The sequence below is a fragment of the Corynebacterium casei LMG S-19264 genome (assembly GCF_000550785.1).
Taxonomy (GTDB): Bacteria; Actinomycetota; Actinomycetes; order Mycobacteriales; family Mycobacteriaceae; genus Corynebacterium; species Corynebacterium casei.
The window spans coordinates 295,652-312,012 of the sequence record NZ_CP004350.1 but is presented as its reverse complement, the minus strand read 5'-3'; the positions used below and the strand labels follow the sequence as shown (position 1 = coordinate 312,012).

Here is a 16,361-nt window from a genome sequence, read left to right as displayed (position 1 = left end):
CGCGGTTGAATTCAGGATACGTCTATTCCTCGAACAGGTGGCAGCGTCTGAACCGCAATGGGTTTCACGCATCAAGTAACCTAAGGCTGTTAATTAGACTTAACCGCCCTACCGCCTCTCAGCCTTGTTTTATAGCCCCCACGAAGAAAGCCCAATGAACTCAACTCAAAGGACCCCGATAAACCCCTCATCCATGTCGGCACGGCGCTGGTGGGCTTTGCTTGGGTTCTCCATTGTTTTACTCGCTGCGGTTTATGCAGTGGCTGTGCTGACTCCTATGGGGGCAGGCATTGGAAAATGCTGCGCTCAGGGGCGCTGACCAGGCATCGGCAGCTGATAGTGATGAAGCGTGGGAAGGCCTGGGAGATATCACGATCTGGACTCTGGGTATCGCCACCGCAGTGATTGGACTTATCGCGCTGCTGCGCCGGAAAGTTCTTTTGGCATTCGTAGCGGTCGGCGTCATTGTTGGTGGACAAGTGATCACCCAAGCGTTAAAACGCTTTATCTTGCCGCGGCCAGAATTAGTAGAAGTAACCGGCGATTATGCGCACAATTCTTTCCCCAGCGGACACACGACTATCGCGATGACGGTGCTGGTAGCAGCCATATTAGTGGTTCCTTATCGCTGCCGTGGTTTAGCCATGTTGATTGTAATGACCTGGTCAGTAGGCATCGGTGCTTATTCTGTTACCGCCAAATGGCACCGGCTCTCTGACACCATCGGTGCAGATTTCGTAGCACTCATTGTGGGTTCCATCGCGGCGCTTGTCCTGCTTCGCTACGGCGCTATTCAAAGAACGGAATACCGTCCGAAACTGCGGGTTATCTATGTCGTGTTGATGTCTATTGGTGGGTTTATGACACTGGCTGTTGCGCTCTTATGGGATATCTCGCTGGAATGCAAGATTTGCGCGATCCGGTCATCGAATGGGATTTATACCTGGCGGCAAATAGCCTAGCCACCGCCGGGTCTATCATTGCTGGCTTGGTGTACTGGGCAACTTGGCGCAGGCTCGAATTTGCACAACAGCTCTCGAGGAAGGAACTGAAATGACAATCGCACCAGCCATCGTTATTGGCCTAAGTATTCTCGGCGCGCTGCTTCTTATTGTTGGTATCACTGGGCTCATTCGCGATGGTCGGCGTATTGCCACTCCTGTCTATTTAGCCATGGGCTCCGGCTTGCTCGCTCTAGGTATCGGCCTGTGGTTTAGCAACCTCGGTAACCCCGCGCCGCTGACCATCGTGGTGCTTATCGCCGGTGTTGTCTTGTTGCTCGGCAACATCATCGGCTATCCCGCGCTCGTGATCTTCCTTCTTTATTCGGGTCTGACAATCCTGCGCAAAGAAAGCCGCTCCCTGGGCAATGCATTGGCACTGTTAGCCGGTATTGGCCTATTTTTTCTGCCAGCAACCATGCGCATGCTGGCCCCGTCAGATACCGTCAGCACGGATACGGCGTATATGCTCCGTTACGGCGCGCACCTGACAGTGATGCTGATTGTGTTCTACTTCGGCTTCACTTTCACCGCGTTCATCGCAGCTTGGCTGCTGTACCAGCGTCGTCGCATTCGCACAGAGCCTGAGGCCATCATTGTCTTGGGCTCAGGGCTTATCAATGGCAAAGTGCCACCGCTTCTAGCTGCCCGGCTCAAGCGTGGTTTCGCTGTCCAGTCACAATTCGGGTCTCGCCCGACAATTATTACCAGCGGTGGTCAAGGCGCTGATGAACCCCGCCCCGAGGGCGAAGCCATGCGTGATTATCTTATTGAGCATGGCGCTGAGCCTTCCCGTGTGGTTGCAGAGACCGAGTCCCGCACCACCGAAGAAAACCTGCGGTTTTCTCGGAAGCTCCTCTCAGAACCGAACGCGCCCGTGGTCGTAGCGACCAATAATTACCACGTCTTTCGCGCAGCGCTGCTTAGTCGTTCATTAGAAATGCACGCGCACGTTGTTGGCGCACCGACTGCATGGTATTACTTTCCCAGCGCATTCATCCGAGAATTCGTGGGCGTTATCCGTGACCGCCTTCGCTTCACGGTCTTAAGTATCTTCGTGCTGATCATCGTAGCTATCAGCTTTACCATCGTTATTGTGCCCACCATGGTGCCGGTGCCAGCGGTCTAGATACAAGAATCCCGAGGTCACCGCTAAGAAAAATATCTTAAAACGATGCCCCGGGAGGCTTGAAATTTTGGCGGTGGCGGAGGGATTTGAACCCTCGGTTGGGGGTTACCCAACACTCGCTTTCGAGGCGAGCACCTTCGGCCGCTCGGACACGCCACCGCGAACAAGGTTACTGCAGCAAGATCAAAGAAACCAAATCGCCGCTGCGCTACCCAAGTGACATTGTCAATGACACCACGGGGAGCTACAGCGGCGAAAGGCGGAAGCATTGGACGAAATTAGTTACTTACTTTTCGTCCTCATCCTTCTTGAAAGAACCAAGGACTTCATTGGCCTTGTCCTTGATGGAATCAGCTGCGTCAGAGAACTTCTCCTTGGCATCAGCAATTACCTGCTCTGCCTTGCCTTCGTTAGCGGTCTTCTCATCGCCAGTTGCTTCGCCGTAGGTTTCCTTTGCCTTGCCTACGAACTCGTCTTTCTTGTTTCCAAAATCGCCCATTGTGAGCCTCCTTCATTCTTAAGCGTTTGTATTACCCTCGTCATAATACTTATTATTCCCGCGCGCCGCCGCGAAGATCTTCAAAGAATTCACGCAATATTTCTTGGCATTGCTGTTCCAAGACTCCGGCGCGCACCTGCGGGACAAACAGGGCACCAGGAGCACGGAGGACATCAACAAGCGAACCGCACGCGCCCGTCTTTGGCTCCCATGCCCCGAATACAACGGAGCCCACTCGGGCTGCCTGCGCCGCGCCCGCGCACATGGCGCAGGGCTCTAAAGTGACCACCAACTCGCAGTCCTGCAGACGCCAAGCATCACCGAAGACGGCCACGGCAGCGCGAATAGCCTCGACCTCGGCGTGCGCCGTTGGATCGGCCAGCTGCTCACGACGATTCACCCCGGTGGCCAGCTCCCGGCCATCGGGGCCATAAATAACCGCACCTACGGGCACATCACCCGCCGGCGTAGTCGCGGCAACCTCCAGCGCGCGGTGCATGCGCTGGGTTGCCTGCACCAGCCCCTGCTCCATTGGAAGCCCGGGCCCTTGTGAAACTTCTGGCACGCTAGGAATTAATTTCTTCTTCGAGCTCATCTCCAAAACCCAACTCGCCGGCAATGCGCAGCAGCATGTCAGAGGGGTAATCCTCATCATTGTCCACGTATGCCGCCAGCTGGTCTTCGCTCACGCCCAGGTCGGCGAAAATATCGAAGTCACCATCCGCGTAGCCGTCCACATCGTCTAAGTCCTGCGGGTCGATGTCTGGAATCTCGCAGCCGGCTTCCTCCAGCACACCTGCAGCGAAGTCATCATCGACAGCCATCGTGGCATCAGAGATAAACCAACGCGCACCGCCCGGAACAGGGCGAACAACCACAAAGTAGTCATCGTCAACGCACAGCATGGCAAAGGCCGCGCCCTCCGCGCGCAACTGCCTCACCGCCTTGGCCGAGGTCTGCGGATTCTCAAAAGGATCATCAAAGCTGCGCACATCCCAGACGCCCTCACCAACTGCGGCGGTGATGGCGAATGAGTAGCCGTCAAAATCGTCATCGCTCATATGCGTGAGATTAGTCGTTTTGTGCCAGAATTGTCACTGTGAGTTCAAAAGATGTATTTCGCCCAACCTGCATTATCGGTTTAGGTTTGATCGGTGGTTCCCTTCTTCGTGATGTTGCCGCGCACGGCCAGCCAGTTTATGGCTTCAATCGCTCTACCTCCGGCGCACGTGCGGCCATCAAGGAGGGCTTCGATGCCTCCGATGATTTGGTTGCCACGTTGCAGCGCGCGGCTACCGACGACGCCTTGATCGTCATAGCCGTCCCCATGCATGCGGTCGGCGAAATTTTGGACGCTATTAAAGAACACGCCCCGCAGTGTGGTTTCACTGATGTTGTCTCCGTCAAGGCAGAAGTACTTCGCTTGGTACGCGATCGTGGCCTGGAAGCACAATACGTGGGTTCCCACCCGATGGCGGGCACCGCGGATTCCGGCTGGAAGCATTCCCACACCGGCTTGTTTAAGCAGGCCGCGTGGGCAATCGCTTTTGATTATGCCGTGGAAAATGATAACCCCGGTAAGTTCTGGGTGGACTTGTTCACCGATGTCACCAAACTGATTCAGCTCGCTGGCGCGGAAGCTATTCCGGTGCATGTGGCTAATCACGACGCAGCCGTCGCGCGCGTCTCCCACCTGCCGCACGTGCTGGCTGAGGCCCTCGCCGTAGTAGGCGACAACGGCGGAATTTTGGCTCAGTCCCTGGCCGCCAGCTCCTTCAAGGACGGCACCCGAGTAGCGGGTACCTCGCCAGCACTGGTCCGCCAGATGTGTGAGACCAACTCCGCCGCGCTCGTAGAAGCACTCGACGAAGCACTCATTTTGCTTGCCGATGCCCGCGACGCCCTCGCCGCCGACCCCGCCGACTTAAGCTACCTTGCTGATGCCGGCTACCGCTCCCGCACCCGCCTCGACGCACGCTCCGGCGCACACAAGAACTCCGTCTCCCCCGTCAAGATTTCCTCCCGCCCCGTGCTTCGCCTCAAGCCCGGCGCCTACGGCTGGGTCTCCACCCTCAAACAAGCCGAGTCCCTCGGCGGGCGCATCGAGGTTTACTAAAACCACTTTGAAAACTGGAAAACCACACCATCACGATTTTTCGTCGTGAGAGGGTGTGGTGTTGCGGTTAAGCGTAGTGATTACCAGCCACGTTCTGCAAGGCGGTGAGGGGCGGGAAGGTCGGCGACGTTGATGCCGACCATGGCTTCGCCGAGACCGCGGGAGACGTCAGCGATGACGGATGGGTCATCGAAATGCTGCGCGGCCTTCACGATTGCGGTGGCGCGGGCTTCTGGGTTGCCGGACTTGAAGATACCGGAGCCGACGAATACGCCTTCGGCTCCCATTTGGCGAACGAGGGCGGCATCGGCAGGAGTGGAAACGCCACCAGCCACGAAGGTGGTCACTGGGAGCTTGCCAGTGGCGGCAACCTCACGCACCAAGTCGAATGGCGCCTGGAACTCTTTGGCGGCGAGGAAGAGCTCATCCTCGTCCAGGGTGCGCAGGCGGTTGATGTCGCCGCGAATGGTGCGCAGGTGACGCACTGCTTCAGAGACATCGCCGGTGCCGGCTTCACCCTTGGAGCGAATCATCGCAGCGCCCTCAGTGACGCGACGAAGCGCCTCGCCCAGGTTCGTTGCGCCGCACACGAATGGAACATTGAACTTCCACTTGTTGATGTGGTGCGCGAAGTCCGCCGGGCTGAGCACCTCTGACTCATCGATGAAGTCCACGCCAAGAGCTTCCAGAACCTGTGCTTCAACGAAGTGGCCGATGCGCGCTTTGGCCATTACTGGGATGGACACCGCGTTGACGATTCCTTCGATAAGGTCCGGGTCGCTCATACGCGCCACACCACCTTGCGCACGGATATCCGCTGGCACGCGTTCTAGCGCCATGACAGCGGTCGCGCCGGATGCTTCCGCGATTCGTGCCTGCTCCGGGGTAACCACGTCCATGATCACGCCACCCTTGAAGGAGTCCGCGATGCCGCGCTTGACGGGCGTGCCAGCGGTCTCCGGGTAGTTTTTGCTCTGATTTTCTTCAACAAATGTTTGAGTCATGGGCATTATCAAACCCCGCAAAGTGGTTTATGGACAGAGCCACATTGAACCAATTGCATTAGACCACTTTTAGAGCCATGATTAATCCATGCGTTCCGATCTCGTCTCCTCATTGCCGCTGGTACTCGACCCAGAGCAAAATTTACCGATCCCAGCGCAGCTAACCACCCAGATTCGAGCTCTCGTGGCCCAGCGAATATTAAGCCCCGGCGACCACATTCCCAGCACCCGTTCTTTGGCGAAACAACTCGGGGTTTCCCGCGGCAGCGTGGTCACCGCTTATGACCAACTCGCGGCTGAGGGATACATCGTGACCACGCACGGTTCAGGCACCACCATTAACCCGCATCTGCATTTGTTAAAACCCAAGGAACTGGAAGTTTCAACGCCTCCGGCACCGCAGGCACCGAAACATCCCTCCGGTCCGCGCACGGTGAGTCTTGACCCGGGTGTGCCTGATACCTCCACGTTGATTGACTCCGCCTGGCGTGCATCGTGGCGCGCGGCGTCGTCCAATCCCCCTGCGCAGCGCCCTGCGCAGGGACTCATGGATCTGCGCGTGGAGATTGCTGAGCACCTGCGCCGCATGCGTGGGCTGATTACTGACCCATCCCGCATTATTGTCACCGCCGGTGCACGCGAAGGGCTCACGCTGTTGTTGCGCACTTTTAATGGCGCCGCACGCATTGGTGTGGAATCACCTGGTTACCCCAGTTTGCGCCGCGTTCCACAAGTGCTGGGCTATGACATTGTTGACCTTCCGACCGATGCCTCGGGTCTGGTCGTTGAAAATTTGCCGACTGATCTGGATGCGGTCCTTGTTACCCCCAGCCACCAGTATCCTTACGGCGGTTCATTGCCGGCTGACCGCCGGACTGAGCTGGTCACCTGGGCAGAGCGCGCCAACACCTTGCTCATCGAGGATGACTTCGATTCTGAGCTGCGCTACGTCGGCATGCCCCTGCCGCCGCTGACATCACTCGCGGCTGAGCACACCGTGCTGCTAGGCACCTTTTCTTCAGTTATCAGCCCGCATATTTCCTGCGGCTACCTCGTTGCCCCACCAACACTTGCGCCGCGTCTTAATGAACTGCGCAGCGTCCTTGGCCAGCCAGTTAGCGCTATCACCCAAGCCGCAATCGCTAATTTCCTAGATACCGGCGCGTTAAGACGCCGCACCCAACGCCTTCGCCGCGTTTACCGCCGCCGGCGCGCCACGGTGCAAGCGACATTCACCAACGTCGATGGTGCTGAGCTTCGCCCCATCAGCGGTGGTCTGCACGCCGTGCTCATCTGCGCACAGCCTGCCGATGCCGTCGTCTCCGAACTTAACACCCGCGGCATCGCGGTCACCGCACTATCCAAATATTGGGGCGGCAGCAGCCACGCCGAGAACGGCATCGTCTTTGGTTTCGGCTCCCACGATGACGACACCCTCGAATGGGCGCTCGCCGAAATCGCAGACGCAACGAGCCTCAAATAGCCAAGAAAAATCGTCTTTGCATCGCCGCGATCGTCGAAGGTAGTGCCAGCTCTACTACGAAGTTTATCGTCAGCGCTCTATCAATAACTCCAGGGATCGGTTGAAATAGGTGCTATGACTATTTCAACCGCAACGCCTGCGTCGCATAGTGTGCGTGCGCCGCGGGCCCGGATTGCTTATCTTGATGCTGCTCGCGCTTTGGCAATTATCGGCATGTTCCTGGCGCATATTGCTGCGTTTGTTCCGATTCCGGCGCCCATTGAATTTTTGGTGTCGGGTCGCGCGTCCATCATGTTTGCGGTCCTCGCGGGTGTGTCCACCGCATTGATTGCGCGTAGCCATGCGGTTACAGACCGCGAGCGTTTGGGGTTTGCCAATCGCAACAGCTCCCGGGACTTGTTGGTTCGCGCCATCATCCTTTTCCTCATCGGCATCACGCTTCCGCTGTTGAGTGCCGGCCCTATTGTCATTTTGAGCACCTACGCTGTGCTGTCTTTGCTGGCTATTCCTGTGCTGCGCTTGTCCACTCGTGTCCTGGTTATCTTGACTGCGCTCACGGCACTTGTAGCGCCGATATTGTCCTTCTGGTTGCGCACGGTGTGGCGGGATACCAGTGATGAATTGGTCATCGGCGGAGTCCCCACCATCTTCAGCTTCACCAGCGTCGAGGGCACGGTACAGGCTTTTCGCCAGTTGCTTTTCGATGGCATGTATCCCGTACTCACCTGGATTCCCTTCTTGCTCGCGGGCATTGTCATCGGGCGTTTGATTCTGGACTCCACCTTCACCACTCGTCTGGCTGCCATCTGGGGCGTCGTACTTGTCGTCGTGGGTTATGGCACCAGTTTTGTACTCGTCACCGTCACCGATTTCATGTCCGAGCGCATCTCGGTCTTCCGCGGCATGGATCCGGCTCTCGCCGATGCCACCGATGACCAGCTCATGGACCAGTTTGGCACGATGGCTTATACAGACCTCGGCGTGACGAACCTCAACGACGCCCGCAGCCTGCTCTTTGCCGCAAGCCACTCCGGATCAATCATGGAAATCATCGGCGGAATTGGTTTTGTCTTGCTGGTTTTGGCTGCGCTTTCACTCATCGAGCACTTTGCCGCACCCGTGCTCATCCCGTTTAGCACTCTTGGAAAGATGCCGCTGACCTACTATGTTGGCCACATCATCGGGTTCCTGGTGTTGCTGTTTGCCGGCGGAGCCATGATTTCCATCTGGCTCAGCCTCGTACTCTTTGTAGTACTACCCATGCTGCTCGCAGCGCTCTGGTTCCGGTTCTTCCGCCGCGGCCCACTAGAAGCCGTAATTCATGCTGCGGCACAGCGCGTGACCACTGGAATACACAAGCCCTAGCTATCTGCTGAGGGTGCCTGTTAGATGATTGGTGGTGAGTTGCTCCCCCTCCCCCGGCACACTCGCCCCGCTAGAACGCAGTCCTCGCTTGTCCCCTTGCGAGGACTGCGTCATTTCATAAACTGCTCAAAACTGCCGCGTTCCATTAGCGACCGCGGGCTATGTGACAAAAGTGGTGTCTAGATCCGGCAATCTCCGCAGCTCTCAATAGCTAAATCAATACTCTGCAAGGTCAAAAAGCTTGCACACACGAGTTTTTCGGTCAATCCCGAAGTTTCTACCGCACCTGTGCTAACAGGTGCGGTTTTGTATTTCTCATGCCCGAAATACGACCACGATGCCCACTATGCACTGGGGAAATGAAGAAAAATGGGAAAAGAAACGCACGCACCCGATGGCGCTGTAAAAACACCACCTGCGGAATATCCGAACAAACCCACCGACCAGACATCACTGCCAAGCGCCACTTCACCTACTTCCACAACCACGTCACCGGCATTTACCCAATCACCGAATGCGCCAGGCTGATGAAAGTATCCACCCGCACCGTATACCGCTACTTCGAACCACTATGGCTTATCGAAATACCCAACAACCCTGACAAACACCGCATCCACGACCAAATCTTCATCGACGGCACCTACACCGCAGCTGGATGCCTACTCATAGCCTCAACCCCCGACCATGTCTTGTGCTGGCACTGGTGCAAACACGAAACCACCCACTCCTACACGCAGCTACTGTCTAAACTCGCAGCACCCTTATGCGTCGTCCTCGACGGCGGCCAAGGTGCTCAAGCAGCCATCAAAAAGCTCTGGCCTAGCACCTTGATCCAACGCTGCCTCATCCACGCCCAACGAGTTGTTCGCCGCTACGTCACCTCCCGGCCACGGACTGAAGCCGGACGCGAAATCTATAATCTCGCCTTAGAACTAACAAGCAGAGAAACCGTGCAACAAGCCCGAAAATGGGCCGTCGACCTCCACAAATACGGACTCAAACACCACGATTTCCTCAACGAGAAAACCCCCTTGCCCCCAGAAATAAACCGCACCGGCAAACGCTATGAATTCACCCACCGCAGAGTCCGCAGCGCCTATAACTCGCTGACTAACCTGCACAAAAAGGGACACCTATTTACCTACCTCACCCCACCAAAGCAAGCCATAGACAAAGAATCTTGGGCATCAAATACCAACAGCCTAGAAGGCGGCATCAACTCGCAACTGAAATTCATCGCTCGCTGCCACCGCGGGCGCGGCGGGGAACGGCAAAGAAAAATGCTCGAATGGTGGCTCTACAACAAAACACCACTGCCTGACGACCCACGCAAGATCGCCAGACAGCAGAACTGGGGAAAAGACCAACTCGCCAAAGTCCACGTCTTAACCCACACCGAGAACCACACCAACCACGAAACCGGAAGGCCAGCCCTCTACGACAATGCTATCCCAACCGAATACAACCACTCAGTAGGAATCAGAAAAGGAACCATCCGCTAAACATCCCACCCCGACACGCCGCCAGACACCACTTTTGGCATATAGGCCGCGACCGCGTCGCCGTGGTCGAGTTCGAACAGAACAACGAACAAACCCCAGCCAGATTGGTTATTAACCATTCTAGCTGGGGTTTTGCACTGTGCGCCCGAAAGGATTCGAACCTCCAACCTTCTGATCCGTAGTCAGATGCTCTATCCGTTGAGCTACGGGCGCTTCCCATTGCCGTGAACCCTTAGTAGGTGTTCCCTGCAACGTTGCTTAACTATACTCACACTTTAACAAACTGACAAAACCGCTGGTTGTTTATTATTTTTCCGCGATTTTATGTGTAGTTCATCTACTCGTTAAGTCGGTCCGCACTTCGAGCTGCCGAGAGGGACATGACTGTCATAGATAGAGAAGAAACCCAGCGACTTCATGGTTAATAAGAGTCGCTGGGCTTCTGAGCCGCTGAGGTTGCACAAGCACCTCAACATAGGGAGTTGTTAAATCACGAGCCCGAAGACTGGGATAGCAACGAAGTACGCCGCCAGGGTGATGAGAACCAGGCCGATGAGGTTGAGCCAGACGCCGCCCTTGATCATCTCGCCAATAGTGACGTAGCCAGAGCCGAAGGCAATAGCGTTTGGCGGGGTTGCCACTGGCATCATGAACGCACAGGTTGCGGCCAGTGCCACTGGGATGGTCAGCAGCAGAACGTTGGCTTCGCCGTTGGCGGTCAGGCCGATACCGACGGCAACACCGCCCATGATTGGCAGGAAGGTCGCTGCGGTTGCGGTGTTGGAGGTGAACTCCGTCAGAATCAGAACCAGCGCAGCAACAGCACCCATGAGCAGGAAGATAGGCAGGGCGCCAAGACCCTTAGCAACCTCACCAATCCACAGGGACAGACCGGAGGCGGTGAACATTGCGGACAGGGACAGGCCACCACCGAAGAGCAACAGAACGTCCCATGGAAGCTCATTTGCGGTCTTCCAGTCCAACAGGCGGACACCGGTCTTGCGGTCAGCTGGCAAGGTGAACATCAAAAGGCCAGCGGCGATACCAACGATGGCGTCGTTATAAGGGATGTCCCACGCGAAGGCATCGATAAGCAATGGCAATCCAACCCAGGTTACTGCGGCCAAGACGAAGATGATGCCGACCTGAATCTGTGGACCCGTCCACTTGCCCAGCTTGTGAATCTCTTCATCAATGAGTTCCTTGCCACCTGGAATGTGGTCCATTTCTGGCTTGAACACGGTGATCAATACCAGCCATGCCACGACGGTGAACACGATTGCCAATGGCATACCGACCATCATCCACTGGCCGAAACCAATGGTGATACCGTGTGCTTCTTGCATGTAACCAGCCAGCAGCGCGTTTGGCGGGGTACCAATCAAAGTGCCCAGGGAGCCGATGGACGCGGAGTAGGCAATAGCCAGCATCATCGACGTTGCGAACTTCTTCTGGTTCTTCATGCCGCCAACGGTTTCAGCCGTCAGCTGCAGAACTGAAATACCGATTGGCAGCATGACCACTGCGGTTGCGGTGTTAGACACCCACATGGACATGAAGCCCGTTGCAATCATGAAACCAAGGATCAGGCGCTTTGGTGAAGTACCAACAACCTTGACCACGTACAGCGCCAAGCGGCGGTGCAGGTTCCAGCGCTGCAAGCCCAGGGCAAGCAGGAAGCCGCCCATGAACAAGAAGATGGTGGATGATGCGTAAGGACTGCCCACTGCGGAGAATTCCGCGACACCCGTGATTGGGAAGATCACGATTGGGAGCAAGGCGGTGGCGGCCAGTGGAATTGCTTCTGTCATCCACCAAGCGCCCATCAGGACAGTGGTAGCCGCGACAATACGCAGCGACTGGTGCGTGTATTCAGTCTCTGGGTTAGCGCCCGTTGATTCCAGCACGGTTTCAACGGAGTTGGATGGGAAAAAGGCGTATACAAGGGCTGCGAGGATCAGGCCAACAAAAATGCCTGTGATTTGGCGGCGCCATTCAGACTTCTTGACGCCTTCGGCTTCCTCACCCGCCGCTTGGGACGTCGATTCTTGCGTAACTGGGGTCGACATAAGATATGTGTGCTCCTAAATCATGCTCGGGGCTACTTCCAAACCAAGCCTCCATGCACCGAACGTGGCAGAGATTCATATACAAACTTGATGAAATTTCTACCAAAATCAAGGCATTTAGAGACTTCATTCACAGAAGTGGTTTAGAAACAACGTACAAAATATCTTTGCAAGATCGGAACTTTAAACAATATTGATGCCAAAAATACACCCACATCACCCCCGGGTAACTAGGTAAGTTACACAGCATAGGTTCAGGTGAGTGGGCGCATTTTTGTGAAGTTGAGGGTTTACAAACCTAACACCGTCTTGGCGATGAGGAAGTACACAATCAGGCCGGTTGCGTCACAGAAGGTGGAGATAAACGGGTTGGAAAATACGGCTGGGTCGGCGCCAATGGTCTTGGCCAAAATCGGCATCAAACCGCCGACGGTTGCAGACATGGAACAGACCAACAGCAAGGTCAGGCCGATAACTATGCCGATATCGAGCCCATAGACCAGGGAGGCCAAAATGAAGCCCAGGGCACCCAGCAAGGTACCCAAGACTAGGCCTACGCGAAGTTCCCGCCAGAGAACCTGCATGAAGTCTTTCGAGCGGACATCACCCAGCGCCAAAGCACGTGTCACCGTCGTTGCAGCCTGGTTGCCTGTGTTACCACCAGTACCCGTCAACAGGGGGATAAACAATGAAAGCACGACAGCCGCGGCGAGGGTGTCTTCAAAAGTATCAAGTACCTTCACCGTCAACAGCGCTGAGATCGCCAGCACCAACAGCCACACGATGCGTAAGCGCACCAGCTTCATCAATGGCGTAGACATGTACGGCTGCTGCAGCGCTTCCGTACCGCCGGCACGCGCGGAGTCCTCAGTGTCTTCTTCTTCCACAATGTCGGCAGCGTCGTCCCAGGTCAAAATACCAACCAGACGTTGGGATTCATCCACGATTGGCATCGCCAGGAAGTCCAGCGGCATGAACCAACGCGCAGTTTCCTCCGCGTCATCGTGCGCGTAGGCATACACCGGCTCATTCATGATGTCTTCAACCAAGCGATTGCCGCGCGCGGTAAACAGAGTTCTAAATGACACCACGCCCACAAGGCGACGGTCTTTACGCGTGACCGGCAGCGTGTAGATGGTCTCCAGGCCATCAGCGGTTTCACGAATCCGTGCGAGCGCCTCATCCACGGTCATCTCGCGGTAGATTTCCGGAACCTCGGGGCTCATTCGCCTGCCGATGCTTCCCTTCGGGTAGCCCAGCACCACTCCGGTGACATCACGTTCGTCCTTTGTCAGCGAACGCAGCAAGCGGTCAGCAATTTCAGCGGGCAACTCATCCAAGAGTGATACTCGGTCATCTGGATCCAGCTCATCGAAGAACTCAAAGACTTCCGCATTGCCTAGCTCATCAATAAGGTCCGCCTGGTGCGCGGAATCCAGCGCATCAAAGACTTCAATAGACCGCTGCCGTGACAGCAAGCGCAACGCCAATGCCGCACGCGCCGCATTGTGACGCTCAACTAGGGCGATAACATCCTTGATCGGTGTGTCCGCCAGAAGTTTCTGTAATCGAGGTGCATCTTTCGGGTCGATAGATTTTTCGGTCTTCAACCAATCATCCAAAACATCCATTGACTGGTCTGTCATATCGCTCATGTGCACCTCCATAAACCACATCGTTTACACATCAGCCTCAGTCGAGCTAAACAGCATGCCTTGGCCAATGTGTAGCGTGGAAATCTTCTTTAGCCCTCTCCCAGCTTAGACTGCCGAAAAATTTAATGCCGAAAAGCTATTGGCGCACCTTAGATACACTTTTGTTAAGGAAACCGAAACTCCCCATGTGATACTGTCCACTTCTAGTTTCATAGCTGATACGATCATGAATTAATGCCCGTACTCTAAAAGCACAACTCAAGCGCCGCCCACACATAGTTTTGGCCGCAGCCCTTCTCTCTTTCGGGTCGGTATCGTGCGCAGACATTGACGACGCAGCCTGGAAAGTTCCCCAAGCATGGTGCCGGTTACTACTTCACCTTCCGCTACTAACACGGAAGCCCTAGCCAGGACAGAATCTCCTGAACCTCCACCGCCCGCGCCACAACCAAACTGCGAGATCTCCCCATCAAGCGATGCAATCACGGCACCCATCCCGTCGAGCGCGCCCGATGCCCCCTTGGGTCCGTGAATGCAAGAGCAATTATGACCCCTGCACAGACTTGAGCCATGCCCTACCCATCCAACAACCGCAAGGAAAATCGCAGTTCGAAACGAAAATCTTGTTTTCCCACAAGAGTGAATACCTTGGTTTCGACTCAACTTACCCTCAGCAGGCCATGGAAATCCAGGACAAGGGCGAGCACCTGGTGGCTCAAACGTTGAAGCGCCCAACTACACGGCAACCGTGACCTTCTTTTGGGACGCTGCTGCTGGAGAGCTCGGCCACGAGGGCACTTTCCCCGATCAGGGTCTGTAAGCACAGGAAGAGATTGACAGAAAACAAAAAGGAGCGCTTCCCATACCAATCAAGGTATGGGAAGCGCCCGCTATATCGCTACAGCTTCCTCGCCCGACCTTACATCAGGCGGCGAGGGCCGACTTCCGTATTACTTAGAATACGTTGGAAGACAGGGTGCCGATTGCGTCAAAGGTCTCGGAGCTGAACTGGCCTACGAAGTCAGCAACGCCGGAGAAAACATTGGACAGAAGATCGATGATCTGGGTGAACATATTACGATCCTTTCAAATAGATGTTTGCTCGCCTTGTGACGAACTTGTACCTAGAGTATGCATCGCTTCCGGCGACCTGCGCAATCACCACATCAGAACGCATATAATATTCACGCCATGCATATTATACATTTTAGACGAAAGGCCGCGCTTAAAAAGATATTTTCCCAGATCCCAAAGGCGTAAACCACGCAACTTTTAGGCATAGCAAATGCCCCAAAACGGGGGTACCGCCTGAGGTTACCGTCAACATAACCGCTGGTGAAAGCAATTTAGCCTCACCAAGGAGCATATTTCGAACACGAATAATATGCACGGCCAACTCAAACGATAATCTCCAACTCACGTCCGAGGCGACTGCTTGCGTGCGTTACATTGATGGCTCTCATGCTAGAACACGCTCGATCGAATTGCAAGACTTTTGCGTTACTTCTAACGAAATTTTTGTGAATTAGTGAACAAAATCGCTTTTTCCAGTAACGGGAAGCTCAAATAATCGACAAATCACTATGTCTACGCACAATAACTATAGAAGTTTTCCATTCCGCCAGCGCATGCGCCCCAAATGCCATCGGCGCCAGCTTCATTTTTCAGGAACACATAGATTGTATAGCCCTCGTGGCTGAAAATTACCGACAATCCTTAGCTTTACCTGGGAAATCGATGAACGTAAAAACTTACAGTTTCATCTTAAAGCTTTAACTCAGCTGCCCCACCTTCAATCGCCCCACTTCAATGAGGCACCGATCCGATGCTGGGAAGGAATGAGAAAAGACCAGCCAGAAAATTACATCCGGCTGGCCTTTCAGGGTTTGATGAAACCCAGTGGCGGAGACGAGAGGATTTGAACCTCCGGCTCTTTGTTAAAAGAGCAACTCATTAGCAGTGAGCCCCATTCGGCCGCTCTGGCACGTCTCCAACATTGCCTATAAACAGGCGGTGTTCAGCATACCTGCCACTTCCCTCATGAACCAAATAGGGTGGCAGTAAGGCTTAGCTAAGGCTAATCCACCATGCAGAATGATGCCAGGGAACTACTTTATACTCTGGGGCATGAGCTCTTTATGGAACTTTGCATTAAACGTCATCGCTATCGCCGCGGGCCTTTGGGTGGTCGTAGAATTTGTCCCTGGAATCGATCTGACCACTGCGGCCGGTGAAGAACTCACCGCGTTCTTGGTTTTGGCTGTGGTCTTCGTCTTGGTCAATACAGTTGTTGCCCCGGTCATTCGCCTGCTGGGCATGCCTTTGACGTGTATTACGTTGGGGCTTTTCGCGCTCGTTATTAACGGTATCGTTTTGATGATTGCGGAGTGGCTGTTTAATGTCATTGACTTGCAAGATGCCCACTTCGCCGTTGAAGGTCTGTGGCCAGCCATCATCGGCGCCATTGTCCTGGGAATCATCTCAGGCATCGTGAATTTCTTCACCAGCCCCCTGCGCGCACGCAGCTAGCGCACGCAG

The 16,361-nt window shown here is 55.2% G+C and carries 13 protein-coding genes and 3 tRNA genes; 7 read left to right on the top strand and 9 right to left on the bottom strand.

The genetic code is table 11. The features are described from left to right. The first annotated feature begins 290 nt into the window (after window positions 1-290). Entirely contained in the window at window positions 291-962 is a 672-nt protein-coding gene (locus CCASEI_RS01615) for a phosphatase PAP2 family protein (RefSeq protein WP_225868427.1), read from the top strand. A gap of 91 nt (window positions 963-1,053) precedes the next feature. After that, complete coding sequence (locus CCASEI_RS01610; RefSeq protein WP_006821846.1) at window positions 1,054-2,130, top strand: YdcF family protein; 1,077 nt, start codon at window positions 1,054-1,056, stop codon at window positions 2,128-2,130. Window positions 2,131-2,198: 68 nt separating this feature from the next. On the opposite strand, the gene CCASEI_RS01605 is transcribed toward CCASEI_RS01610, so the two are convergent. From CCASEI_RS01605 to CCASEI_RS01590, 4 genes are all read right to left on the bottom strand, one after another. After that, window positions 2,199-2,289, bottom strand: a tRNA-Ser gene (locus CCASEI_RS01605). 127 nt (window positions 2,290-2,416) lie between these two features. Next, a complete protein-coding gene (locus CCASEI_RS01600) occupies window positions 2,417-2,629 on the bottom strand; it encodes a CsbD family protein (RefSeq protein WP_006821847.1) in 213 nt (70 codons plus the stop codon). A gap of 52 nt (window positions 2,630-2,681) precedes the next feature. After that, window positions 2,682-3,128, bottom strand: coding sequence for a nucleoside deaminase (locus CCASEI_RS01595; protein WP_025386956.1), 447 nt, complete (start codon window positions 3,126-3,128; stop codon window positions 2,682-2,684). Between the two features lie 67 nt (window positions 3,129-3,195). Continuing rightward, a complete protein-coding gene (locus tag CCASEI_RS01590; RefSeq protein WP_006821849.1) occupies window positions 3,196-3,690 on the bottom strand; it encodes a tRNA adenosine deaminase-associated protein in 495 nt (164 codons plus the stop codon). Window positions 3,691-3,728: 38 nt separating this feature from the next. Here CCASEI_RS01590 and CCASEI_RS01585 point away from each other — a divergent pair, with 38 nt between their 5' ends. Continuing rightward, entirely contained in the window at window positions 3,729-4,745 is a 1,017-nt protein-coding gene (locus CCASEI_RS01585) for a prephenate dehydrogenase (protein WP_025386955.1), read from the top strand. 80 nt (window positions 4,746-4,825) lie between these two features. On the opposite strand, the gene pdxS is transcribed toward CCASEI_RS01585, so the two are convergent. After that, window positions 4,826-5,749 carry a pyridoxal 5'-phosphate synthase lyase subunit PdxS gene (pdxS, locus tag CCASEI_RS01580; RefSeq protein ID WP_006821851.1) on the bottom strand — a complete coding sequence of 308 codons (924 nt, stop codon included), beginning with the start codon at window positions 5,747-5,749 and terminating at the stop codon, window positions 4,826-4,828. Window positions 5,750-5,837: 88 nt separating this feature from the next. Here pdxS and pdxR point away from each other — a divergent pair, with 88 nt between their 5' ends. The 3 genes from pdxR (at window position 5,838) to CCASEI_RS01565 (ending at window position 10,099) form a co-directional block, all read left to right on the top strand. After that, on the top strand, window positions 5,838-7,232 hold the full coding sequence (gene pdxR / locus CCASEI_RS01575; protein WP_006821852.1) for a MocR-like pyridoxine biosynthesis transcription factor PdxR: 1,395 nt from the start codon (window positions 5,838-5,840) through the stop codon (window positions 7,230-7,232). Window positions 7,233-7,346: 114 nt separating this feature from the next. After that, on the top strand, window positions 7,347-8,597 hold the full coding sequence (locus CCASEI_RS01570; RefSeq protein WP_006821853.1) for a DUF418 domain-containing protein: 1,251 nt from the start codon (window positions 7,347-7,349) through the stop codon (window positions 8,595-8,597). Between the two features lie 317 nt (window positions 8,598-8,914). Continuing rightward, window positions 8,915-10,099, top strand: coding sequence for an IS1249 family transposase (locus CCASEI_RS01565; protein ID WP_038574337.1), 1,185 nt, complete (start codon window positions 8,915-8,917; stop codon window positions 10,097-10,099). A gap of 140 nt (window positions 10,100-10,239) precedes the next feature. Here CCASEI_RS01565 and CCASEI_RS01560 read toward each other — a convergent pair. The 4 genes from CCASEI_RS01560 to CCASEI_RS01545 all read right to left on the bottom strand — a co-directional run bounded on the left by CCASEI_RS01560 (window position 10,240) and on the right by CCASEI_RS01545 (window position 15,815). Then, window positions 10,240-10,312: transfer RNA gene (locus CCASEI_RS01560), tRNA-Arg, on the bottom strand. A gap of 272 nt (window positions 10,313-10,584) precedes the next feature. Further along, window positions 10,585-12,168 (bottom strand): SLC13 family permease, encoded by a 1,584-nt coding sequence (locus CCASEI_RS01555; protein ID WP_025386953.1) that lies wholly within the window; start codon window positions 12,166-12,168, stop codon window positions 10,585-10,587. A 290-nt stretch (window positions 12,169-12,458) separates the two neighbouring features. After that, window positions 12,459-13,823 (bottom strand): magnesium transporter, encoded by a 1,365-nt coding sequence (mgtE, locus tag CCASEI_RS01550; protein ID WP_006821618.1) that lies wholly within the window; start codon window positions 13,821-13,823, stop codon window positions 12,459-12,461. Between the two features lie 1,900 nt (window positions 13,824-15,723). Further along, window positions 15,724-15,815: transfer RNA gene (locus CCASEI_RS01545), tRNA-Ser, on the bottom strand. 135 nt (window positions 15,816-15,950) lie between these two features. Here CCASEI_RS01545 and CCASEI_RS01540 point away from each other — a divergent pair. Continuing rightward, on the top strand, window positions 15,951-16,352 hold the full coding sequence (locus tag CCASEI_RS01540; RefSeq protein ID WP_025386952.1) for a phage holin family protein: 402 nt from the start codon (window positions 15,951-15,953) through the stop codon (window positions 16,350-16,352). The last annotated feature ends 9 nt before the right edge of the window (window positions 16,353-16,361 follow it).